Here is a 23837-nt window from a genome sequence, read left to right on the forward strand (position 1 = left end):
CCCTCCTGTCGCTCGCGGCGCACCAAAGCTTCGACCTGCTGGTGATGGGCGGATCCGGCGCCTTCGTCCACGGCCGATTTCGGCTCTCCGCCTTAGGATGACCTGGCCAATAATCCTTCTCCAGCCACCGGCCGGCCGCCGCTGTGACAACGCGCATATTGGCGGCATCCCCTCATCGGTTACGCCAGGTCCACCTGGACGACGAGCTTGGTATGATCTGATACGCGCGCACGTGTAAGCCCGAGAACTTGGCTCGGGTGACATATTGATCCGGCTCAACGGCTGGCCTTGCCGCTCTCCGGTGATTTTGGTGGCAAGACTGTCCGTGAGCAGTTCCTCCAGCAGCTCGATCGATATCGACCTGCCACATTCTAAGGCATTGCGCTTCCGCCTGGCTCTTCCCGGGAGATTGGCCCAGGCTTGCGATTGTTTCCATCGGCAAGGCCGACCAAGCCGGCAGCCTCTTTCGATCCAAAGGCCGCCTGGCCGGCTTCGAGCGGGTTGGAGCAAGCCAGGGGCAGCGCTGCACTAGGACGGCATTACAGGACCTACGTGTAAATACTTAGTGGCTTCTACTTAGGGAAAACATCCGAATTTGCCGGCCCGTTGGAAGCGGCCAATCTGAGCCCCATCGTCGTTAGCAAGATTGAGTCCGCCATGCAGGCCCAGGCCGCACCTTCTCACGAGATCAGCCGACATCCGACTAGCGTCTTGCGCAGGCAGCCGCATGGTTGTGGTCCGTTTGGTATGATTGCGGCACCGATGCGGTTCACTCGCAACAGCGAGATCTACGGCGAGGATGAGGCAGCTGAATACCTGTATCAAGTGGTGTCAGGTGCTGTGCGAACCTACAAGATTCTGGAGGACGGACGCCGTCAGATCGGTGCATTTTATCTGCCCGGCGACATCTTCGGCTTCGAGGCCGGAGAAAGCCATATCTCTTCGGCCGAGGCGATCTGTGAGACGCATCTGCTGATGGTGAAGCGCTCCGCCGTCATTGTTCGCGCCAGTCACGAGAGGGAGCTCACGCGACAGCTGTGGGACGGTATGGCGCTGGAGCTCCGCCGCTTTCAGCAACATTCAATGCTCCTGATCGGCAGCGCAGAAGATCGGGTGATGGCCTTTCTGCTCGATATGTCTCGCCGCGCTACCAAGAACGGTGCGATCGAACTTCCCATGTCACGGCAGGATGTTGCCGATTACCTTGGTTTGACCATCGAGACGGTGTCGCGCACCTTTACCCAACTTGAGCAGAATGGCGTTATTGCCCTACCAACCTCACGCCGAGTCGAGCTGCGTGACGGCAGATTATCCAGCCGCTATGTGCAGAACTTGGGTTAAGTCGCAAGCCGCGGCGAAAATGCGAATTCTGCAAGAACAGCGCGGACAATTGCGGCGCCGTGAAGGACACTGAACCTTAGCTTGAGCGATCTGCTACCTTGTTCCTCCATGGAGCCCACAATGATCATCGATCTGTTGCTTCGAGAGCATCGCAATATTGATCTTCTTCTGACTTTCCTCCAACGCGAATTGGAGGTTTTCGAGCATGGGACCCGTCCGGACTATGAGGTCATTCGCGCGATCCTCAGCTACTTCGAGGTTTACCCGGCGATGTACCATCATCCTCAAGAAGACTTGATTTTCTCAAAGCTCGAGACTCGCGATCCGGATGCGGCTGCGATCGTCGGCAATCTCGCACATGAACACCAGGAAGTCGTCGACCGTCTGCACCACGCCGTTCAAGCTATTGATGGGATCCTCGCGGATCGTGAACTCGTTCGGCAAGACGTCGGCAATATCGTACGCGACTTTATCGTACGCGAGCGGCACCACATGATGTTGGAAGAACGAGATTTCTTTCCCGCCGCCGTTCTGGCTCTATCCCCTCAGGATTGGACCGACATCGCTTCTGCTCTCACCGATCATGGTGATCCCCTATTCAGCGAAGCAGCAAGGGCGACCTCCGATGCGCTAAGAGCGCATATCCTAGAATTGGAGCAAGAAGCTGAAGCCGAACGGAGTTCGGTCGCTCTTTCCTCCGGAATGGCCGGCAGCCCGCTACATGGCCTCACGAGGGACGGCTAGTATCCTTCGGGAGAGGAATACTTTCTCCCTTTGCTCATGCAGGCCCAATTGGATCAAAACGAGAACTGGCCTGCATGCCGCCCATTGCTGCGGCATCACCGCTTCATCGCGATCCAGGGACGATATACGCCGTGGGCATGCCCTACCAATTTGGCTTCAGACTCGCCACTGCCATCAGCCACCAATTAAACTGACGCAGCGCAAAACCCATCCGGCGTATCTGCGATTTGGACCCAGAGAAGAAGAATGCGACCCGACTTGGCAAAATCCTACGGGCAGCACTCCCTGCCACGCTACACCAGCTATCCGACGGCTCCCCATTTCTCGGCGTCAGTTAGCGAATCCGACTATCAAGCGTGGCTCAAGTCGTTAGGCGGCCAGCAGTCCGCCTCGATTTACGTGCACGTGCCATTTTGCCGAAGCATGTGCTGGTACTGCGGCTGCCACACATCTGTCATGAAACGCCAGGAGCCGCTCGCGACCTATGCAACCGCACTGCGAACTGAAGCCTACCTCATTGGAGAAACCATCGGTCGACGACAACCGGTCTCCCATGTCCACTTCGGCGGCGGCACGCCGACGATCATGACACCTGAAACGTTTGCTGATCTGGTCGCCTCGTTGCGCTATTCGTTCGCAATTTTGCCTGATGCCGAGATCGCCGTAGAGATCGATCCACGCATATTGACCGAGCCGATGGCCGAGGCGCTAGGCTATTGCGGGGTCAACAGGGCGAGCCTAGGTGTCCAAAGCCTCGATCCGGTTGTTCAACGGGCCATTGGCCGTCTGCAGAGCTTCGAACAGACCGCAGTATCGGTCGATCGTCTACACCGCGCCGGCATCGGCCGGATTAATTTCGACCTGCTCTATGGGCTGCCCCAGCAGACCGTCGTTTCCTGCCTCGACACTCTTTCCAAATGTCTCGAACTGCATCCGGATCGGTTCTCGGTGTTTGGCTACGCGCACGTTCCTTTCCTTAAGAAGCATCAACGCAAGATCGATGGATCCACTCTGCCCGACAGCGTCGAGCGACACCTGCAATCGGAAACGATCGCGCAAGCTTTGGTCGACGCTGGATATGTACGCATCGGCATCGATCACTTCGCCCTGCCGGACGACAATCTCGCCCTGGCACGGCAGGAAGGCAGGTTGAGGCGCAACTTTCAAGGTTATACGGATGATTCGGCGGACACCCTCCTTGGACTCGGCGCCAGCGCCATTGGCCAGATGCAACAAGGGTTCGTCGCGAACGCTGTGTCGATAAAGGACTACCTTGCTCGCATCGCCGAGGAACGGCTGGCCACGATGAAGGGCTATTTGCTGGCCGACGACGATCGCTTCCGCGCCGAAATCATCGAGCGACTCATGTGCGGCATGGCAGTCGATCTTTGCGAGACATGCCGTCGTTACGGCAAGGATCCGAGCCTGGCCGTCGTCGATCGTTCTCGACTCGCCAACCTGATCGCAGATGGAGTTGCCGTACTGGACGACGGTCGACTTTCCGTGGTCGATGGCGCAGAGTTTCTGGTCCGGAGCGTCGCATCTTCGTTCGACGCGCACCTCCCTGGGTCGAGGGCTACGCACAGTCGGGCGGTTTGAACCGAAGCCAACCCGATCCGGTTCCGATCGGAGATCAACATCACCAAATCGGCTTCTGGTTAGGAGTATCGCACGGCTGATAGCACGCCGATTTGGCATCCGGTCCCGAGCTATCTACAAGCGTCGTCACACCCACTACGTCGAGCCGCACGTAGATTTCAAACACTCGTTGGAACCGAGGATTCCAATCGGGCGACAACGGTTTGACCAACGACCGACCGAATCTGGCCTAACTCAAGCTGCTCATTTCATTGGTGATGATGAGGTCCTTGCGTGCGCGATTTTGGTATGTCTCGGTGATTGAGCGTATTGTTTGCGGGCAGGAGAGCGCACCACGTTTTGCGGCCCGTTGCCTTCCATGCGGCGATCGCTCCACATCATCGCCCACCCATGCTCGACTCAGCGAGTCGTTGAGACAGTCCTCATCAGCAACAACCTTGGTGTAGTTTTCTAATCCTTGGCTATATTGGCCGCATACCAGGGCATAATTGAGTTACGATCATCCTGTGCCTTAATTGGGACTTAGATTTTCGGCGAATGTCCTCGCCGAGATCGAGCCGTCGGCCGTGCTCCCTCTGCCGATGGAAGTGGCCGCGATGCCTAGCAGCGTCGCTCCTCCCAGACTCGACTTCCGCCCGGCCGCTAAACGCGGCCGGGCCTTTTGTATTCACGAAGGCTCTCCCGGGACTATCGAGATCTCCTTAAGCCGATCAGCTCGACGAAAGACCTGACCAAGGATCAATGGCCTATTGGAGCGGATGCAGCGCGCAGTTCGCGGGCCGCAGCGACCATGTTGACAAGTGCCGGGCGAACCTCCTCCCATTTGCGTGTCTTCAAGCCACAGTCCGGATTGACCCAGAGCTGCGACCGCTGCAGCCGCTTCAGAGCCAAGGCCATGAGCTCCTTCATCTCGCCGGTCTCGGGAACGCGTGGGGAATGAATGTCGTACACGCCTGGCCCAATTTGGTTCGGATAGTTGTAGTTCCTGAACGCGTCGAGCAGTTCCATCTTCGAGCGCGAAGTCTCAATCGAGATGACATCTGCGTCCATTGCAGCAATCGCATGGATGATGTCGTTGAATTCTGAGTAACACATGTGGGTATGAATCTGAGTTTGTTCGGCGACGCCCGATGAGCAGATGCGGAAGCAATCTCCAGCCCACTCGAGGTAAACGGTCCACTGCGCACGACGCAATGGCAAGCCTTCGCGTAGTGCAGCCTCATCGATCTGGATCATGGAAGCACCCGCATTCTCGAGATCGCCGACTTCATCTCGAATTGCGAGCGCAATCTGACGGCAGACTTCGCTTCGGGGAATATCCTCGCGAACGAACGACCAGTTCAAGATCGTTACTGGTCCGGTCAACATCGCCTTCATCGGCCTTTTGGTTAGCGACTGCGCATAGCGCCACCAGTCCACCGTGATCGGCTTCGGCCGCGAGACATCTCCAAACAGGATCGGCGGCCGGACACAGCGCGAGCCATAGGATTGCACCCAACCGTTTTTGGTAAATGCGAAGCCGGAGAGTTGCTCGCCGAAGTACTGCACCATGTCATTGCGCTCAAACTCGCCATGGACGAGCACGTCCAGACCGATGTCTTCCTGCCAACGTACGGCGCGCGCCGTCTCTTCCTTGAGGAACTTGTCGTATTGCTCGTCGCTCATCGCGCCTCGCGCATGCGCCGCCCGGGTATTACGGACCTCTGAGGTCTGAGGAAACGATCCGATCGTCGTGGTCGGGAACGCTGGCAGCCCGAAGCGCTTGCGTTGGATCTCGGCCCGACTGGCAAATGGGCTGGCGCGCCGGCGCATGGCCTGGTTGATCGCACTCAGCCGGACAACGACATTGGCATCTCGGATCTTCGGCGACGTCCGGCGGACGGCTGCGGCACACTCCGATTCCGCAAGAGCTTTCGCAACATTCTGGTCGCCTGCGAGTGCCCGCGCCAAGGTCGCAAGCTCACGCATCTTCTGAACCGAGAAAGCAAGCCAGCTCTTGACGTCGGAGGCGAGCCCGGTCTCGAGTTCAACATCGACCGGCACATGAAGCAGCGAGCAGGATGGGGCGATCTGTACGCGGTCCTTACCAAGCTTCGCAATCGCGGGGTCCAGTCGCTGGCGGAGCGCCGACAAATTCGATCGCCAAACATTCCGACCGTCTATGACGCCGAGCGACATGACGAGGTCACTTCGGCCGCTCGCAATGATCTGGCTCAATAACTCTGGCGCGCGAACCAGATCGACGTGAAGCCCGGCAACAGGCAGGCGCAGGGCAGCGTCCAGATTGTCGCAGAGGCCACCGAAATAGCTTGCAACCATGATCTTGATGGCCGGCCCTTCCTTTGCGAGCCGGCCATAAGCATGTACCAAGGATTTTCGCGAACTCTCATCCAGATCAAGGACTAGCCAAGGTTCGTCGAATTGAACCCAATTTGCCCCGCGTTTGGCCAATTCCTTCAAAAGCTCAATATAGACCGGTATCAGGTCATCCAGCAGTGACAGTGGCTGGAACGCAGGATCGGCACTCTTGCCAAGCTTCAAGAATGTAACCGGCCCGATCAGGACAGGGCGCGTCTGAAAGCCAAGGGCCTTGGCTTCCTCGTACTCCTCGATTGGTTTGCGAGAGGATAGTCTGAAAGTCTGCCCCGGGTGAAATTCCGGGACCATGTAATGGTAGTTGGTGTCGAACCATTTGGTCATCTCCTGCGCGGGTGCGCCATATCCACGCGACGGGTGACCGCAACTCCCATCCTGACCGTCGCATTGTGACCCGCGTGCCATGGCGAAGTATGTCTTGAGCGAAATGGATCCGGCATTCGTCTCGTAGACTTCTGGGATGGCACCAACCATGACACTGGTGTCGAGCACCTGGTCGTACAGCGAGAAATCGTTCGATGGGATCACGGTGACACCGAGAGACCTCTGGCGAGCCCAATTTGCGGCACGTAGGCCAGCTGCATCCTCGAGCAACTGCTGTTCGGCGATTTTTCCGGCCCAGTAACTTTCGAGCGCAACCTTGAGCTCTCGCCTTGGACCGATGCGTGGCGTTCCGAGTGTGGCAACCGGAAGAGAGAGTAGAGACATAGCGTTAACCCCATATTGGGGGCAAAGGCCATGGCGGACGCAGGCAGAAGAAGTCGCGCGAGCGACCGCTGCTTGGCGCACCACCGGGACACCCCGCCCGTGGACGAAGATAGTGTCGGGGCAGGTCTCCTGGCTCGCGGCTCAGCGCTGCTGTCCGGCCTTCCCGAAACCGTCAGGCTTCAGTGACTTCGTTGGACAGCGGCTCGCCGCTCACAGTTGCGGGGACAGCGCCGGCATTGACACCGGCTTCCCTCTTAGCTCCGGCCTAATGAGACCGGAGAACCTCGACACCTTCAATTATCGGCAAAAGGGATGTTCCGTCAACCTCGCGAATTCATGTTGCGATCTGCTAATGTGCCTAGCGGCATGCCCACCGTTCATCCTCGATGCAGAAGTCGCTCTGCAATCACGGACATCGGATGACATCCCGAAAGTCCCTCCGCGCGGGCAGCGACAAATCCGAATACGCCGCCTTTGCGCCGAGGACCACTTGGTCGAACAGACGGCTTTCATGCAAGCTGGCCCCGGTTCATCAAGCACGGCGCGCTGCGCTGCCTTCTCCAAGCAATCAACGATCCACCGAATAAGATAGCATACGCGGCGCGAGGTGTTTCTGTGATGCCAGCCATTTCTGGTAGGCGTCACTCGGACACTTTTTGGCGATACTGCCCAGGCAAGCATATCAACCAAACCAAGGAGACCGGCTCGCAATGAAAATGGCTGTTTGGAGTGCCCTCGGTGTCTTTGCTGTTGCCGTCTCTGTTCGGATTGATGGTAAGACCGCTCTTGAGTAACACCGCTCGACAGATTCTCTCGAAACTATTGATCGGCTCAAGCCGAGGCTAGCACGGCTCAGCGCCTCTACCTGCTTGCGGAGGACAGGACTTGCGTCGAAGCCGCATCTTCCGGTCGATTGAAGAGCACGATATGCGCCGGCCGACACGAGCGATCGCGCATGCCAGCGAGTGAATGCTATCATCTCGCCCGCCTGCTTAAAGCGTGCACTTCGGCGGCGTCTGTTCTAAACGCCCGCCGCTGATGGGCGGTTTCGTATCGTTGTGGGCCCTTGAGTGCCAAGCACATCTGCCTGGCGCTGCAACTAGCACTTCAGGACTGTCGCATAGTCGCGAAGGAGCGCCAATCGCGTGTGGATAGAGCCACGACGTTCAAAACCGAACGACGGGTTCGATGGTAGACAATCTGCTCTAGCCCGTCTTATTCGTCAGAGGGCGCCTGAGAGGCTGGCGAGCGTGGTGTAAAGCGCTAATGCGGCGTAGGATTCGGTTGCAAAGCCAACCCCATCACCTTCAGCCGCGAACACCAGGCCCGCCATGACCGATGATACGATTCTGCCCTTCTCGTTTCCAGCCGTTCACGCCAGGAAAGTCACAGCTGCCTTCGATGGCGGTCGGCTGACCTCGAACGGGGGCGTGATGCTTCTGGCGATGGCCGAGCGGCGTCTCGGCTTGGCCGACAATTTGGCCCGGGTGTTCCCGGATCGGCGCGATCCGACGCGGGTCGTGCACAGCCTTGTCGATATGTTCCGCGCGCGCATGTTCGCGATCTGCTGCGGCTACGAGGACGCCGACGACCTCGATCATCTGCGGTCCGATCCCGCATTCAAGCTGGCCTGCGGACGGCTGCCGGACACGGGTCGCGATCTGTGTTCCCAACCGACGCTGTCGCGGCTGGAGAATGCTCCGCGCCTGCGCGACGTGATCCGACTGACCTACACTTTGGTCGACGCATGGATGGATAGCTACCCGCGCGAGCCGGCATCCGTCACGCTTGACATCGATGATACCTGCGATGTCGTCCACGGCCATCAGCAGCTCTCGCTGTTCAACGCTCATTATGACGAACGCTGCTTCCTGCCGATCCACGTCTACGACACGGAGAAGAGCCGGCCCGTGGCGGTCGTGCTGCGGCCCGGCAAGAACGCCGGGCGGCGTCGAGGTGCGTGCCCATCTGCGCCGCCTGATACGGCATATCCGGACGCGGTGGCACAACACGCGAATTACGTTCCGTGGCGACGGGCGCTATGCTCGGCCGGAGGCAATGGCGTGGTGCGAGACCAACGGCATCGACTACATCTTCGGTCTGTCCGGCACCAAGCCGCTCGCCAGAAAAGTCGACGAGGCCGCCGACGACATCCGCACGCGACGCGCCATCGAGAACCTGCCGGTTCTGCGTGGCTATACCGAGACGCGCCACAAGGCAAAGTCCTGGGATCGCGAACGACGACCGTCGCCCGTATTGAGGCGACGATGCTCGGCCTCGACATCCGTTTGGTCGTCACCAGCCTCGATGTCGGCTCGGCCGAGTGGATCTACGACAGCCTGTATTGCGCGCGCGGCCAAGCCGAGAATCTGATCAAGCTGCATAAGACACAGCTCGCCTCCGACCGCACCAGCTGCCGTTCGGCGCTCGCCAATCAAGTCCGCCTCGTTCTCCACACCGCCGCTTATTGGCTGATGCTGACCGTGCGCGACGCGATTCCCAAAGCCCGGGAATTGGCCACAGCCGAGTTCGCGACGCTGCGTCTTCGGCTCTTGAAAATCGCCGCCCGTGTCGTCGAGACCACGAGCCGCATTCGCCTTGCGTTTGCCGCGGCATGTCCCGAAGCCGACCTGATCCGCGGCTTGCCAGGCGCGCTGCTGCCGCTCGGTCCTTGACCGGCGGGGCGTCCGCCCCCCGTTCGCCCAACCTACACCTCAAGCGCGTTGCAAAGTACGGGTCGTCAGGCGGTGAAAAGCCGAAGGCAATCCCGCGCGCCTCGTCAGAGCAGATGTGCGGCCACATCAAGCGGACTACAAAAAGCACTCTCACGAATAGGACGGGTTAGACTGTCGTGAGACACCTCGCCGCAAGTCGATCACCTGCGCCACCGGAGATTAAGCGCGTGATCAAGCGCGTGCCATGAATTCTGCAGGTCGAGGCGGACTGAAGGGACGCATTGCAACGTACGCAGGTCGGAAAGTCGACAAAGGCGACACAATTATAGTGCAAACGGCCGCCTATTAGCTGGCACGAAGAATGCAGGCTCTCGGTAGCCCAGGCTTCTCCTCCTGGGTAGGTCCAGCATTGCAAGTTGAGGCTGTGGCTAGCCACCGAAGTTAGCGGCGCGTGACACAAAGGGGACCACGCCTGCTCGCGCGGGACACCAGCGGGCGCCCCCGTCACGTCGCCGCTAACTTCATGCGATCGCGCATAGCGCGTTGAAGTTACCCGCCTCGGAATTGATGTGTGTGGATGAAAGCCAGACGAGCCGACAACTATGAAGCGTAAAACGGTTGGAAGACATGTGCTTTGGTTCTGGCTCATTCGATCGCTGATCTGCCACGCCGAGCTGGCCACGACGAGCAACAGTGTTCGCGCCAACGACAACGCCCTTGTCGAACGGGTCAGGTCAACATGGCGAGCGCAGGACGGCGAGACCATAGAACAAATTACCTCCAAAGTCTCGAAGGTGGCGCAGTTCGTCACTCAAACGTGGGGGGTCGCTGAAGGAGTTGACCGAACTGAATACGTGTATCTGTCGTGGACAAGGCACCACGAGCGTGCATCAGACGAAGTGTACGTTATCACCTGGAAGGTCGCATCTGACGGAGGCATTGAAGTGGCGTCGACATATGCAAAGCCCATTGAACTGGGCTGGCGCGCCTTTGCGCTCTCGCTGATCGCCGGTGAAATCGCAGATGGCGAAAGGACCGCTAATCTTCACTTTCTGCATGATCCGGCCAACTTCAACTTCGTGACGACGGCGCAAGGAAAGCTCGGCAATCTTCTGCGGCGCGGCCGCTGCAGTATCATGGAACCCGTTGTGGTGGATTACGTGCCGAAGCCGAATGAGAATGCGACCGATAAGGGTGACATGTGGCGTGTCCTGCTTTTGGTGAACTGTAACATTCCAGGGCCGCGCTATTTTACCCGCAACGGGGTCATCACCTTCGAGAAGCGGGCGCGACGAGATTGGGAGCCGCAATCCTTCTTTGCCAAGCGCATCGCGGCATTTCCTCCGGGCTCTTGGTTCGATCGCATAGAGCCAGATGAACATGACGCATTGGAGAAGGCGCGAAAGGCCTCGGCAAATGGCCCCACAGATCATGATCCCAGCATAACTCCTTGAGACTGAGCGTCACGGAGCAGCCATGCGGTCTGCACTTAGCGCATTCTGTTACTCACGCGGACGTAGATGGCCTCCTGCCGGTAGAGCGGTTGGCCATCGGCATATTTGGCGACGGCGATCTGGGCTAAAAGCGCTTCCGTCGGAATGCCTCCTTCAATAATATGGACCGGGGCCGGGCCTGGATCACGCCGTCCTCCTTCTTGACGGCGCGTAACGATCACACGGAACTTCACCGGCACCACATCCAGACGCTCTGACACGTCCTCGCCGATCAGCACCTTCTGCTTGACGGCATGCTCAGCCAGCTCTTCCGGCTCAATGACCGTTTCGATCCGTTCCAGATGGGGCGCAAAGCCCTGGCGCCGACGCGGTGCACGCTTGCCATCCGCTTGCTCACGGCCCTCGTTGACCTGGGCCTTGATCGCAGCGATGCCGGTCTCGATTTCCTCGAAGACAAAGGTCTGCTGTTCATCGTCACCGTTCGCAGAGCCGAGCTTTTCCGGTTCGTCGGCCGAACCGGGCGCGGTCGAAGGACCTTCAGGATCTGCGTCAGCCGCTCGATACGCGCATCGGCATCGGCGTTGCGCGCCCTGATCGGCGACTTCGCTCTCCAGAGCATCGGCGCGGGCCGCCTCTCGGCCATCGCAAGCACCATGGCTCTCAGCATCTTTACGTCATTCGGGAGGTTGTGATCGGGCGGCGTCATTGACCCGACCAGAGCACATTTTGCCCCGGTTCTCTTGCCTTTTCAGCCCACTGATTCACTTCGCCGCAGCGCTTTTACCCAACAATCTCCGGCGGCTTGACCGCCACGGTCCGGACCCGCTTCCAGTCCATTCCATCCACCAGTGCCATCAACTGCGCAGGATTCATCTGCACCCGATGATGCCCGATCTGCGGCCAACAGAACGTCGCCTTTTCAAGACGTTTTAGAGGCACACGCCGGAGCCATCCCACCATACGATCTTGATTCTATCGGCTCTTTTGGCCCGGAATACATAAAGCGCACCGTCGAACGGATCTGAACCGGCATCCCCGCACAAGCGCAACAAGACCGTCGATACCCTTGCGGAAGTCAACTGGATGGCTGGCGAGGAACACCTTCACACGAGAGGGGATCATGCCGAACGGACCGCCCGGATCACCCGCTGCAAGTGCGCCTCGTCAACATCGACGCCGGCGCGCACGACTACCTCGCCCATCGCAATTTCGATGCACCTGTCACAGACGCCACCACACCCTCGCAACCCGAGTGCCGCGAGCGACAATGCCGCTCGGCCCGAGCATCACGGCGCCAGGCGAACAACTGCGACGGGTGAATGCCGATCCGGCGGGCGATCGTCGAGACGCTCGCGCCAGGCTCCAGCGCCTCTGTCACAACTTGCTCCTTGAACTCGTCCGACCAGCGTCGGCGAAGCTGACGCGGCGCTCCCTCAAGACGGTCGGCGACCACTTCGATCATATGCAAGGTTCTAGTTCCAGAACTAGGCGCAGACATGGAAGCTCACATCGGCTTCCAAACTCAACATCCGATAGCCGATCGCTCACCCACTCCGCCAAACGGGTCTCTTTGCTTTCAATTACCCATAACTTTGACCACACGGGCTGATCCGCTGATCGGCCAGAATCTTGAATCGAACGAATCGCTTGTGATTCCTTTCTGAGCACCTAATTCGCGCGGAGGTGCTCTATGGGGCTGACGTTAAGGGATCGATCGGCAAAAGGCTGTTTGCGGTCTTTGGAACGGTGAATGTTGGATTGATTGAGAGAGTAGTGGATATGAGTCCTCTCAAGCGAGCATCGCCTCACTCTGCTGGCCATAGCCGCATGACGGAGCTCTCCCTGCTCTCTCTTTGGGACGAATGACCACTCAATGCGTGACTCTCGGGGAGAATGGAGGTCACTGACGCCCGCGCAGCACTCGCGACAAATCCAGACCTAGCAGGCTGTTGAAGAACTCAGCCGCGTTCGCAAACGAAGGCTGAATCGTCGCCATTGTGTATGTAGAAGTGACCGACGGGCCTGCCCGCAGTGCCGATCATAGCCCATCCGCGACCGCAGGCGGGGTCATTCTCATCGTGCCCTTCCCATGAGAACTCCGCGCAGGCCGAACCGTCTCGCGCGCCGTAGCGGACATCGAGGAAGCCCTTCGCGCACCGAAGGCAATTTCACCGTCGGACTTGCCCGTGAAGGTGAGATGCGCCTGTTCGACGAGGTCGAGGAAGTCGCCGTCCCAGTTGTCCATTTCGACGATGCTCCAACGGCCAGCAAAGGCCTTGGCGAAGCCGGGCACCTTGGCCATCAGCCGGCCTCCGCGATCAGCTTTGGCAGCCGCACCAGATTGTAGGCGGCGGCAGCGAAGGTAAAGGCCCATCCGACGCGTTCACGGCCCCGGAAGCGGGTCTTCTCTTGCCCGGCGACCGTCTTGATCCAGCCGAATGCCTCCTCGATCCGCTTGCGGATGCGCTGGCTGGCGGCATAGCCGCCGTGCCGGGTCGTTCGCCGGTCGATCGCAGAGCTGCGGCCGCTGGTGTTCTGCGCAACATGCGGCGTCACGTTCATCGAGCGCAGCTCGTTGACGAAGTCTTCTGCGTCGTAGGCTTTGTCGGCACCAAGCGTGATCGCTGTCGGCCGGTCGGCACGCGGTTCGATCATGTGCAGCGCGGCCACCCGTTCGGCATGCCCGTCGGCCCGCGTCAGGCGGGCGTCGACCAGCAGGCCGTGGCGGTTCTCCATCAGCCCATGCCCGATGAAGCACAGCTTCGTTTCCTTGTCCTTTCCCTTGCGGTAAAGCCTGGCATCCCGATCGGTGGTCGAAGCATGGGTGTCGTTCGAGCGCTTCTGGCCATGGAAGTCCGCTTCGGCATTGCGCCCGCCGCCTTGCGCCGGCGGCGCGCCAGAGCCTCTTCACGCTCTTCATCGAGGCCCAGGCCTCGATCAGCGTACCATCGACCGAGAAGTGATCGCTCGACAGCAGCTTCTTCACCTTGGGCTGCGCCAGCACCGCCGCGAGGAACTTGGCCGCGATGTCGCCTTCCAGCAACCGATCGCGGTTTTTCGAGAACACCGAATGGTCCCAGGCTCCGTCGTCGACGCCAATTCCGACGAACCAGCGGAACAGCAGGTCGTATTCCAGCCGTTCGATCAAAAGCCGCTCCGAGCGGATCGAATAAACGCTTGCAACAGCATCGCCCGCAGCAGCTTCTCCGGCGGGATCGACGGCCGCCCAATCGGCGAATAGAGCGCGGCAAACTCGCGCTCCAGCGTCGACAGCGCCTCGTTCACGATCGTCCGGATCGCTCGCAGCGGATGGTCACGCCGCACCCGCGCCTCCAGATCGACGTAGCTGAACAGCTCGCCCGTTCGATTGTCGCCGCCGCGCACGCACCATCTCCGAATCTCGTCAGAGCCAATGAATCACGGTCGCTGGTCGGCGGCGAGCACCTTTTTCAACAGCCTGCTAGGGCAGCCTGCTCATGCTACGCTCCCATCCACATATACCATTGTGTGATCGAGCTAGCCCCGGGGATGATTGGCACGAAGCGCGGGCTCATCCATTATGCACTAATGGCTATGTACTCTCAAGTTTACTCTCCATTCGGGGAGGCGCAGGAACGCACAACTGACGGTGGTGCACCTACCCTATATTCCAGCTTGATCGATGACCTGAATCAGTTGAATTTCGCAGACGCGGATGACCGCCGAGCATTCCCTCCGACCCTACACAGCATATTGGCAAGGCATGGACTGTTCGGGCTCACTACACCAGCAGAGCACGGCGGATTAGCTCTTCCCTTGCAAGAGGCCATCGACCTCATCTCCGCCACTGCATCCTTCGATGTCTCGGCTGCCTCGACCCTCGTGATCCATAACTTCCTGGCGTTGCCCTGCATCGAAGCGGCACCGCACATCCCTGAACAAAGACATGTCATGTGGGGTGCAACACGCGGCGACCTTTGCGCCTTCGCTTTGACGGAGCCTGGCGCTGGCTCTGCTCCGCGGCATATAGAGGCTTCGGCTTTCATGCACGAAGATAGAGTTCGCATCTCTGGCCGCAAAATCTGGATCGGCCTCGCTGACTGGGCTCGTTGGATCGTTTGCTTTGCGCGAGCCTCTGGTCCCGATGCGAAAGGTCGGCTCGTTGGTGTGCTCGTTGATAGGCAGGCTCCGGGCCTAAAGGTCACGCACGAGCATCGCACACTCGGTCTACGTGGCATCATTCAAAATACTCTGGAGTTCCAGAATGTCGAGGTGCCGAGTGCTTACGTGCTCTCTCGCGATCAAGACGGCTGGGGAGCAGCAGCATCTAGTATGAACCGCGGGCGCATCGGTGTGGCTGCTATGGGTCTTGGAGCCCTTGAGCGCGCTATCCAGGTCGCAGCCTCATATGCAAGCCATCGTCGACTGGGTAAGCTGCGCATGATCGAGAACAGCTATATCGAGCAGTTATTTGAGCAGATGGTACTCCGGCGGGAAGTAGTGAAGGCAATGCTAGCTGCATCCTGCCGACTTGTCTCAGCGCAGAGCGCGCCCAACGTCCACCTTGCGTCGGCAACGAAGGTTTTGTCGTCGGAGTGGTGCGGCGTCGTCGCAGATCAATGCTTACAACTGTTAGGTGGCCGTGGTTACGATGAGGGAACGCCTGTAGCTAAAATTTATCGAGACGCTCGCATTCTCCGCATCTTCGAAGGTCCGACTGAGGCGCTCCTATCACATCTCGGCCGCTGCCTTCTCTCTAGAGCCACACGTGACGAAATAGCCGATCTTTTTCTGTCTCTTGGTGCGGCGCCGGTCCATGCTGCTGCAATTGAAAAACTCTCTGGGCTCAATGAGACAGACGGTGCCGTGCTAATCTATGCGGGTTGGCTCACCACACTAGGACTGGCACAAGCTGTCATGTCTGCTGGTTGCTTCTCCGCCTCAGATTGCGCCGCTGCCGCGGCTGACCTTGTTGGTTCCGAACTAGCAACTCTCCGTACTCGCGCACCGGCACGGCTATCTTTCGAAGGCCGCGTTCGCGCTAGTCGGACACTGAATACCTTCCTTCAAGACGCAGCTTCTTCTATCCGCTCACCTGTCCTCACGAGCGATTACCTCAAGCTGGAGCAGTATGTCTGATCCCGTAGCTAACAAGGGGAGCGAGGAGGCCCGTCTTATAACTGCTGGCATTGCGAACGCCCCGATTCACGCTCGCTCCTCAGCGAACGCTTGGCGTCCGAAAGCCTGTTCGAAGAAAACGCTGAGCGCCTCAGCTTGCGTCCCGGCGGGGAGAGGACGGCGCCACGGTAGCCTCACTCATGGTGCTTAAGGCTTCTCGTTGAAAACACATTGCGATGCGTGGTGGCAATGATGCGTGGTGGAAATAACGCAGTCGTCTTGAGCCTCCGCGCCCCTATCCCCGATACTGCGCAAGTAAGTCGTACGGTCGCTGCTCTGAAGGTTGGAGGTTGACCACAGTTCCCCTTTCTATTTGAACCCAAAGCAGGCCTGAGAGAACCGCCCGCCAGGGTTTCATGCTGAACTTCGAAAACGTTGCTTCCCCGGCCACCACGGCCTGTGCGTGTCAAGTCGCTGTCCTTTTTGGTCCGCATCGCCAATAGCGACCGCGTACGCCGACGCTGAAATCATCCGTGACAAAGTAGGACAACACGCCGAACCTGCCGTGATGAGTAGCCGGTGTGGCGAACCGCCGCGAACACAGGGATATCGACGGCGTCGCCGTAGATCGACGGACTATAGGAATTATTTCAGCATGTCCGGCAGCAATTACCGCCGACGTGTTCGCCATGCACCCTCCGGACCAGCACCGCTGCACCGCCGGCTCAAGTTCTGCCGAATCGTCTTACCACTTGGGACAAGCGCAACTGCCGTGGCTCCCAAAAAACGAACTCCAGATCGCATTAATACTCCAGGGCGCTTTCCAGACTCCCAACCGAGCGCCTTTGGCTCGCATCGATAACGGCGCTCGAATGAACCAGGCAGCGCGCCGCTCGAACTGGAGGTTATCCAGTGGCCTCCCAACGCGCTGGTCAAATTGTGACTAAGTTGCAGACCCCGCAATGGCGCTATTCGCGATCAATAGTATGCCGCACGGCGGGAAGCCGCCGTTCCCGCTGCAATTTTGGCAGCTGATCTGATCGGCCTGAACAGAGGCTGGATCAGCTGTTGAATATCCAACGAGACGTTTGAAGCCCGAGCATCACCGTTACGGCCGAGGCTGGACGGGGTAAGCCAGGTCGCAAGCATATCGCAACGCCCACACCAGACGAAATTGCTTGAACCTCACGTTGCGTCAGGACGTAGGGTGAGAATCACGAACGACAAAGCAAACCTCGTACGATGCACAGGCCAGATGGCAGAGATGTGTGATCAAGCGGTCGAATGTAGCGGTGACCGATTGCACGTGTGTCTGGGCCCATGGACCAAGAGCGAAAGGTTGTCAGATATGAAACAACGCATGATGATGGCCGCATTGCTCGCTATCATCGCATCTCCGGTTTGCGCGGCGACACTCAGCGGCGCTCCCCGCATTCTCGACGGCAACACGATCGAAATCGAGCAGACCAAAATCCGGCTCTCGGGCATCGAGGCGCCAGAGACTGATCAGATCTGCCTCGACGCTCATGGCCAGAAATGGGCTTGTGGCATAGCTGCTCGCGATGAGCTCATCAAGCATTCGAACGGGCGAACCTGGGATTGCCATACCACAGGGGTAGATGTGTACAGGAGGTCGCTTGGCAACTGCTTCATCGCAGGCGAGGATATGAACGCGTGGATGGTACGCTCGGGATGGGCGCTATTATCGGCACGCTCCGCAGCAAGCTATGCCATCTATGAGGTTGTTGCGAGCAATGCCTATGCGGGCATCTGGTCCGGGGCGTTCATCGCACCTTGGGATTGGCGCCATCGCAACCAGTCGACGATCATTATTGGCGCAAGCTCGGTGCCCTCAGACGCTCAAGAACTCCTGCTCGGATCCGCTTTGCTGACCGACCCGCCCTCACAGGAGTGTCTGATAAAGGGCGCCGTGGGCCGTAAGGGCGAGCGCATTTACCACTTGCCCGGGCAAAACAGTTACGAACAAATCGATATGACGAAGAACTTAGGTGAACGTTGGCTCTGCAGCGAATCGGAAGCGACCGCCTTGGGATGGCGTAAAGCCGCGCGATAGGGTGCCACCACACATGCAAGCAGATTCTTCGAGCATGAGCCATTCGATCGAACCTTCGCGCCGTTCTCTGTTGCTGTTCACTATGTCGGCTGTCGGCATGCTGCTTGCCGACCATATCGTCGAGGCGAAGGAATCAAAACCGCGGCCGAAGCCGGATAATCTGCTCTCTCCAGATGCTGCGCTGAAGCGGCTAATGGAAGGTAATGATCGCTACGTCCAGGGCGCTTCCCAAGGCCACGATTTCAAACGCGAGCGCCGGGTTTTGGTCGGTGGGCAAAATCCATATGCCGCGGTTCTGGGCTGCGCTGATTCTCGTATTGCGCCAGAACTGGCCTTCGACAGCGGACTTGGTGATCTGTTCGTCTGCCGACTCGCTGGAAATTTCGTCAACGAGGACACGCTCGCCAGCATGGAGTATGCCGTGGCCGTGCTGAACACGCCATTGATTGTGGTACTTGGTCACGATCATTGCGGCGCAGTAGACGCCACGATCAAGGCGCTCAACGACGACAAGCCGCCGCTGGGACATATTCCATCGCTCGTCGCCGCACTTGCACCTGCGGTTAAGGAATCTCGACAGCAAGGCGGCGACACGTTCGCCAATGCGACCCGGCAAAATGTAATCGATAACGTCAACAAACTCAGATTGGCGGGACCGGTTCTAAACCGGGCAGTTGAGCAGAACAGACTGATGGTTGTCGGGGGCCTTTACAGGCTTGATACGGGCAGAGTCGATCTGCTGAGCTAATGGATGGCGGCCGCCATGCGCGGCGGCCTCGTCCTTACTGGCTCAACAGCGACCTCGGACGACATTCGCTCATTCATCCGCCGCCGCAAGTGCCCTGGATATCGTCAACAATTCTAGTACAGCTTCGGATAGCTCAGGTATGCGCGGGCTCTTAATTCTCGTTGTAATCCTTGTACTTATTCTGGCGACACGCGGCCAGCACCGAGAGAGATTCTTGGCCCGGCCGACAACCTGGATGTCTCGTTAGTTCGTCCTGGCTCACAGAGTTGGCTCGAGCGGAAGATCGCGCTGGGATTTGAGCTCGGCCTCCGCACCAGCGAGCCAGCAGAATTTTCTCGCCGCTGGCGATCCGCCATGGCATCGATACAAATCGTCCGTTGAGGATCTAGCTCACGCAGGACTGAAGATCAAATAGAGCACGACTGCGGCCACGACGGTCACCCAGGCAGCTGATCTGAGGAATAGCGTTACTCGCGTCGGCATCTTGAGGGTTTCTCCTGCATCAGGCAACGAAGGAACCGCCGACTTCGGAGCAGCCTCCTTGGATCTGTCCAGCTCTGCCATTTATCGCCAGCGGATCGAAAACCTTGGTTCGCGAGAGGCGCTGCCGCGCGGCTCGAGCGCGTCGACCTCGTCGGCAATGGTCGCCTTCATGTCCCGTTCACACGGCAAGACATTGCCGAGCCCTTCGGCGCTTGTCCCTACAAGAAGATTGATGCGGTGCTTGCAATGCATCCCGCTCTGCCCAGCCTCCCACTCACAACTCATGCGCACTTTGTCGTCCTCTCGAACTGCATGACCTCGTACTCTCTGCCGCCTGAACTGCTCTCAACTCTAAAAACATAGCATGCGTTCTTCCATGCACTTTGCTCCAGCTACCTTCACTCGAATTATCCAAGGATGCTGCGCCCTTTTGAATCGATCATGTCCTCAATCTGCTAAGCATCTGCGTTCGCGCAATGCAGCGGGATCGCACGAAGGGTATCGAACCGAACAAGCTTGTCGGCATCATTTGCTGCACCCAAGTTGCGTCGACGAGAGGCGGCCAGTGCGCATCATGCTCGCTCAGATTGCCCGGACTGTTTGCCGATGCCGATCTCATACCGAGATCTGAGACTGATGTTCCCCGCAGATCTAACTCACTATACCTCCACCAGCGGTGAACTCCCGCCTGCCGCGGAAATGCTCCAGATCGGTGATGTTTGTCGCCCGACAGGCGGCGTGCTCTAATGACGCTCGGAGGGGCTGTTCGCAACAAGCTATCGACAAAAGCGATGCAACATGCCGACTGGGCCGACACCGTCGAGTTGAATGAAGACAAGTAAGTTGGCGGCAAGCCCGTCGTAGCGCCGCTAGCGGCCTGTAGGGCAGCATGGTGTCCGGTGCGTCAGCAGTCAACGCCAGACCTGACATGCCAGAGACACGGCCAATCGACACGATTGACCCTGACACACTCATCGTTGCACACCGGGGTTAAGGGTACACAGGCTGGGCAATTCGAACGCGCCGATCACGACGCAAACTTGATCTTGCTTTTGTTCGCCGAGGCACATTCGGCGTCATCGGTGAGGGTTCGCGAACAGCGCCAGCAAGCTCCAGAGCATCAGCATGACGTGTTGAGGAGCTCTCGGACAAGGAGTGGCTCTCGATGTGAGCCAGCACGGCGCGGCCTTTCGGTGTAATGCGCCAGCCGAATGGATCACGTTCCACAAGCCCCATCGTGAAGATGCTCAGATCGGGCACGCGGGAGGCAAATCGCCTGGTGCGCTCGGACCAATCCTGGCCACTTTTCGTTCGCTCGCGCAAAGCGCGTGCGCTCGCCCGCACCAGGCGTACAGGTTGCTGGTGGATCACGACTTCAAGCATGCTCGTTCTCTTCGATATTCTCGTAGCTCCTGGAAGGGCCTCGTGATCATATTCATGCGTTTACCAGCGAAGACGCTTGAATCGAACGTAGCGTCACATTGTACGATGCCGAGGTGTTCGCGACGATCCTTTGGCAAACGGGCGAAGCCACACCGGTAGTCTGTGGCGGTCGCGGAGACCTAGCGTACGTTCAACGCTGACGATGGCAGCTGTCACGGCAGTTGCCGAATATTGAATAGGTCGGGATTGCGTATCGCCGGCCTATTGGCAGAGGGTGAGACAATGACGGCCGATGCCGTTGATGTATGCGTGATCGGGAGCGGCGCCAGCGGCTCGATGGTCGCCTACGAGATCGCCCAAAGCGGTTTGCGAGTGCTCCTCCTTGAGGCAGGTCAGGCGCTTCCTCCCGACGCCTCGCTGGCGAGCGTCCAAAGTCGCATGGATACCGAGTTGGTTCGGTCTGCGGCAGGTACGTTGACTCCGTTCGGTCGTCCGTGGACCGTCTGTGCGCTCGGCGGTGGAATGACTTTGTATGCCGGAATAGCCTTCCGTTATCGCATCATCGATTTTGACGCACGAGCGCATACCGCTGGAGACGCACTCGACCCGGCCTGGCCGATCGACTACGCCGAACTGCGCCCTTTCTATGAGGAACTCGAACGGCGGACGGGAGTGGCCCGTCTGGCCGGCGCGGACCGGCTCGAGCCGCCGAGCGATCCTCCCATTCTGCCGCCCCATGAGTACAGCACGCAGGGACGGTTGATTGCCGATGCGGCCAAGCGCCTGGGCCGGCTGCCGTTCCCCACCCCATTGGCAATCAACTCACTGCCATATCGCAACCGGCCAGCCTGTCATTGCGACGGTCCCTGTAACGAACATCTGTGCCCAACCGGCGCGCGAGCCGATGCGCGCTCGCCATTCACAGATGTCACCCTGCCGCCTGGCGCACTGACGGTCGCTCCGGGCAGCAGGGCAGTAAGTATCGATCTGGCCAGTGTCAGCCGCGCGGACTCGGTAGAATGGCTCGACACGCTAAGCAGACGACGCGCCCGGGTTCGCGCCCGCTGCGTGGTGCTCGCCGGCAACGCAGTGCAGTCCGCGGCCCTGCTGCTCCGTTCGAGGCAGCGGGCAGCGCCGAACGGCATCGGCAATGCCTCTGGTATGGTCGGCGGTGGCATCTCGTTTAAGATCAGCGGCTACGTGTCGGGCAGCACCAGGATAGATCAGCTCTCCACGCCCCCCTCTGGCGGCCCATTTTCCACCGTCGCGATATCCGATCACTACCTGGACGACGAGGTGCCGTCGGGACTGGGCGGAATGATCTACGAAGCCAGTGGAGCTCAGCACACGGGCCACCACGGAGAGACAAACGTACGGCTGCATTTCCTGGCGGCCGACCAGCCCATGCGCAACAATGCCGTCCGATTGGCCGCCAGTCGGGACCGGCTGGGTTTAGAGAAGATCATTCTCGATTACTCGACCCATCCGCTGGACAAACGCCGATTAGGCTATCTGTCACGACGCGCGTCGAGCTTGCTGGCCGAGGCCGGCGTGGAAAAGGTCGATTACCAAGATTCCGGCTATCAGTTCGGCAGCGGGCATCTGCATGGCGGCTGTCGGGCCGGGATCGACCCGGCACAATCGGTGGTCGACCGCTGGGGCCGGGTACACGACATTGACAACCTCTACGTCGCGGATGGGGGCTTCTTCCCCTATGCGGGAGGCGTCAACCCGACCTTCACGATCCAGGCGAACGCGCTGCGGATCGCTCGAAGAATAGTCACGCAGCTGATCTAACGAGCGTGGATCATCAAACGGAGACCGGTCTTGTCGACCAACATACCTAGTCGTACCGTGGCCGCGACCGACGGGCCGAAATCCGCACTGCGCCGCGCCCTCCGCGTCACCGCCTCGGAAAGATGGGATCTCAACAGGCGCTTTCCGGTCGTGATGGCCCGCGCGTCCGGCGCGCATGCGTGGGATATCAATGAAAAGCAATATGTCGATTTCACGTCCTGTAGCGGGGCCGCGCCGCTAGGAGCCGGATACGAGCCGGTCGTTGCGCACGCCGCCGCTGAGATGCGCCGGACCGGCGGCATCCTCCCCGGGCCGCTATCTGTGCACCGGATCGAACTGGCCGAACGGCTGGCTGAGATATTCCCGATCGCGGAACGCGCGGTGTTCTTCCGCACCGGCTCATGCGCTACCAGTGCTGCGGTTCGCCTTGCCCGCGCGTTCACGGGCGTGAACCGTGTGCTCACCAGCGGATATCACGGCTGGCACGACTGGCAGTTGCAGGACCGACCGGATATGGGGCTGCCTAACCGCGACCGGGACAGCGTGGACTTCCGCTATGACCTCGACTTGCTCGACGAGCTCGCCAGCGTCGAGCGCGTTGCGGCAGTGATCATCACGCCGGAGGTCAACTTCTTCCCGCCCGAATACCATAAGGAGCTGCAGAGGCAGGTGCATCGGCATGGCGCCTTGCTCATTGTCGATGAAGTGATGACCGGATTCCGCTACGCCTTCGGTGGCTACCACATGGCGGTCGGCCTCACGCCTGATCTGATTACGCTGAGCAAAGGACTGGCGAACGGAATGGCATTGTCCGCGGTCGCGGGTCGGGCGGATGTCCTCAGTTCCGGCGAAAAGACCTACATGGGCAACACCTATCAGCGCGAGGTCACTCCATTCGCGGCCGCGCTGAGTACGTTGGACGCGCTACGCGACGGGACCGCGCTGGCCCGGATGCGCGAGGTTGGCGAGCAACTGATCAAGGGACTCAATGCGGTCTTCGCGAGCCGGCAAGTCGCAGCATGGTCGTTCGCATGGCCGACCATGTTCGACGTCGTTTTTGCCGACGCGGAGCTTGGTCAGGCGTTCTTCCAGCAGATGTGGGCGCGAGGCTTCCTCATGCAATATGGCGGCCGCTTCATGCCGTCCGCGGCGGTGTCGAACGCCGACGTGCAGGCGGCTATTGAAGCAGCTGCAGAGGCCTTGCCGGCTGCGCAGTCGCGGGTGGACAGCAGCAATGGCGAGCGGGATCGACTTGCAGCCGCCATACGGTTTGCCGGTGATCACTTCGTTGCGAGCCCTGAGGCAGTTCGGCGCTGGTTCACTGCACCAGCCCATGAATGAGAACGGATTTCCAACAG

At 59.4% G+C, this 23837-nt stretch carries 12 protein-coding genes, 5 pseudogenes and 1 riboswitch; of the genes and pseudogenes, 10 read left to right on the top strand and 7 right to left on the bottom strand.

What is annotated here, in order from left to right; genetic code table 11:
* Positions 1–657: 657 nt before the first annotated feature.
* The 3 genes from G6P99_RS38325 (at position 658) to hemN (ending at position 3684) form a co-directional block, all read left to right on the top strand.
* Entirely contained in the window at positions 658–1341 is a 684-nt protein-coding gene (locus G6P99_RS38325) for a helix-turn-helix domain-containing protein (protein ID WP_063619008.1), read from the top strand.
* Positions 1342–1461: 120 nt separating this feature from the next.
* Entirely contained in the window at positions 1462–2085 is a 624-nt protein-coding gene (locus G6P99_RS38330) for a hemerythrin domain-containing protein (protein ID WP_035978447.1), read from the top strand.
* 246 nt (positions 2086–2331) lie between these two features.
* Positions 2332–3684, top strand: a complete 1353-nt coding sequence (hemN, locus tag G6P99_RS38335; protein ID WP_165125887.1) for an oxygen-independent coproporphyrinogen III oxidase — start codon at positions 2332–2334, stop codon at positions 3682–3684.
* A gap of 738 nt (positions 3685–4422) precedes the next feature.
* Here hemN and metE read toward each other — a convergent pair.
* Entirely contained in the window at positions 4423–6768 is a 2346-nt protein-coding gene (gene metE, locus G6P99_RS38340; RefSeq protein ID WP_029085164.1) for a 5-methyltetrahydropteroyltriglutamate--homocysteine S-methyltransferase, read from the bottom strand.
* 102 nt (positions 6769–6870) lie between these two features.
* A riboswitch (cobalamin riboswitch) is annotated at positions 6871–7070 on the bottom strand.
* Positions 7071–8099: 1029 nt separating this feature from the next.
* Here metE and G6P99_RS38345 point away from each other — a divergent pair.
* Both G6P99_RS38345 and G6P99_RS38350 read left to right on the top strand, forming a co-directional pair.
* Positions 8100–9443 (top strand): annotated as a pseudogene (locus tag G6P99_RS38345) (IS1380 family transposase).
* A gap of 602 nt (positions 9444–10045) precedes the next feature.
* Positions 10046–10897: a hypothetical protein gene (locus G6P99_RS38350; protein WP_029085215.1), complete on the top strand. Its 852-nt coding sequence runs from the start codon at positions 10046–10048 to the stop codon at positions 10895–10897.
* A 56-nt stretch (positions 10898–10953) separates the two neighbouring features.
* Here the strand turns inward: G6P99_RS38350 and G6P99_RS47400 are convergent.
* From G6P99_RS47400 to G6P99_RS38370, 5 genes and pseudogenes are all read right to left on the bottom strand, one after another.
* Positions 10954–11603 (bottom strand): annotated as a pseudogene (locus G6P99_RS47400) (IS66 family transposase); the annotation flags it as partial.
* A gap of 74 nt (positions 11604–11677) precedes the next feature.
* Positions 11678–11976: pseudogene (gene tnpB / locus G6P99_RS47815) on the bottom strand (IS66 family insertion sequence element accessory protein TnpB).
* 110 nt (positions 11977–12086) lie between these two features.
* Positions 12087–12395 (bottom strand): transposase, encoded by a 309-nt coding sequence (locus G6P99_RS47820; protein ID WP_414645468.1) that lies wholly within the window; start codon positions 12393–12395, stop codon positions 12087–12089.
* A 460-nt stretch (positions 12396–12855) separates the two neighbouring features.
* Positions 12856–13199, bottom strand: a pseudogene (locus tag G6P99_RS38365) (hypothetical protein).
* Positions 13199–14281 (bottom strand): annotated as a pseudogene (locus tag G6P99_RS38370) (IS5 family transposase). Before G6P99_RS38370 ends, G6P99_RS38365 begins: the two co-directional pseudogenes overlap by 1 nt.
* Before the next feature lie 189 nt (positions 14282–14470).
* On the opposite strand from G6P99_RS38370, the gene G6P99_RS38375 reads away from it, so the two are divergent.
* The 3 genes from G6P99_RS38375 to G6P99_RS38385 all read left to right on the top strand — a co-directional run bounded on the left by G6P99_RS38375 (position 14471) and on the right by G6P99_RS38385 (position 18816).
* Positions 14471–16015, top strand: a complete 1545-nt coding sequence (locus tag G6P99_RS38375; protein WP_334262157.1) for an acyl-CoA dehydrogenase family protein — start codon at positions 14471–14473, stop codon at positions 16013–16015.
* 1327 nt (positions 16016–17342) lie between these two features.
* Complete coding sequence (locus G6P99_RS38380) at positions 17343–18068, top strand: thermonuclease family protein (protein ID WP_029084887.1); 726 nt, start codon at positions 17343–17345, stop codon at positions 18066–18068.
* A 34-nt stretch (positions 18069–18102) separates the two neighbouring features.
* Positions 18103–18816, top strand: a complete 714-nt coding sequence (locus G6P99_RS38385) for a carbonic anhydrase (protein WP_224496927.1) — start codon at positions 18103–18105, stop codon at positions 18814–18816.
* 1473 nt (positions 18817–20289) lie between these two features.
* Here the strand turns inward: G6P99_RS38385 and G6P99_RS38390 are convergent.
* Positions 20290–20682 (bottom strand): hypothetical protein, encoded by a 393-nt coding sequence (locus G6P99_RS38390; protein WP_156929061.1) that lies wholly within the window; start codon positions 20680–20682, stop codon positions 20290–20292.
* Between the two features lie 282 nt (positions 20683–20964).
* Here G6P99_RS38390 and G6P99_RS38395 point away from each other — a divergent pair, with 282 nt between their 5' ends.
* Entirely contained in the window at positions 20965–22479 is a 1515-nt protein-coding gene (locus G6P99_RS38395; protein WP_165129150.1) for an FAD-dependent oxidoreductase, read from the top strand.
* Between the two features lie 30 nt (positions 22480–22509).
* Positions 22510–23820, top strand: a complete 1311-nt coding sequence (locus G6P99_RS38400) for an aminotransferase class III-fold pyridoxal phosphate-dependent enzyme (RefSeq protein ID WP_156929062.1) — start codon at positions 22510–22512, stop codon at positions 23818–23820.
* Positions 23821–23837 lie beyond the last annotated feature (17 nt).

It is taken from the genome of Bradyrhizobium sp. 6(2017) (genome assembly GCF_011058295.2).
GTDB classification, from domain to species: domain Bacteria; phylum Pseudomonadota; class Alphaproteobacteria; order Rhizobiales; family Xanthobacteraceae; genus Bradyrhizobium; species Bradyrhizobium septentrionale.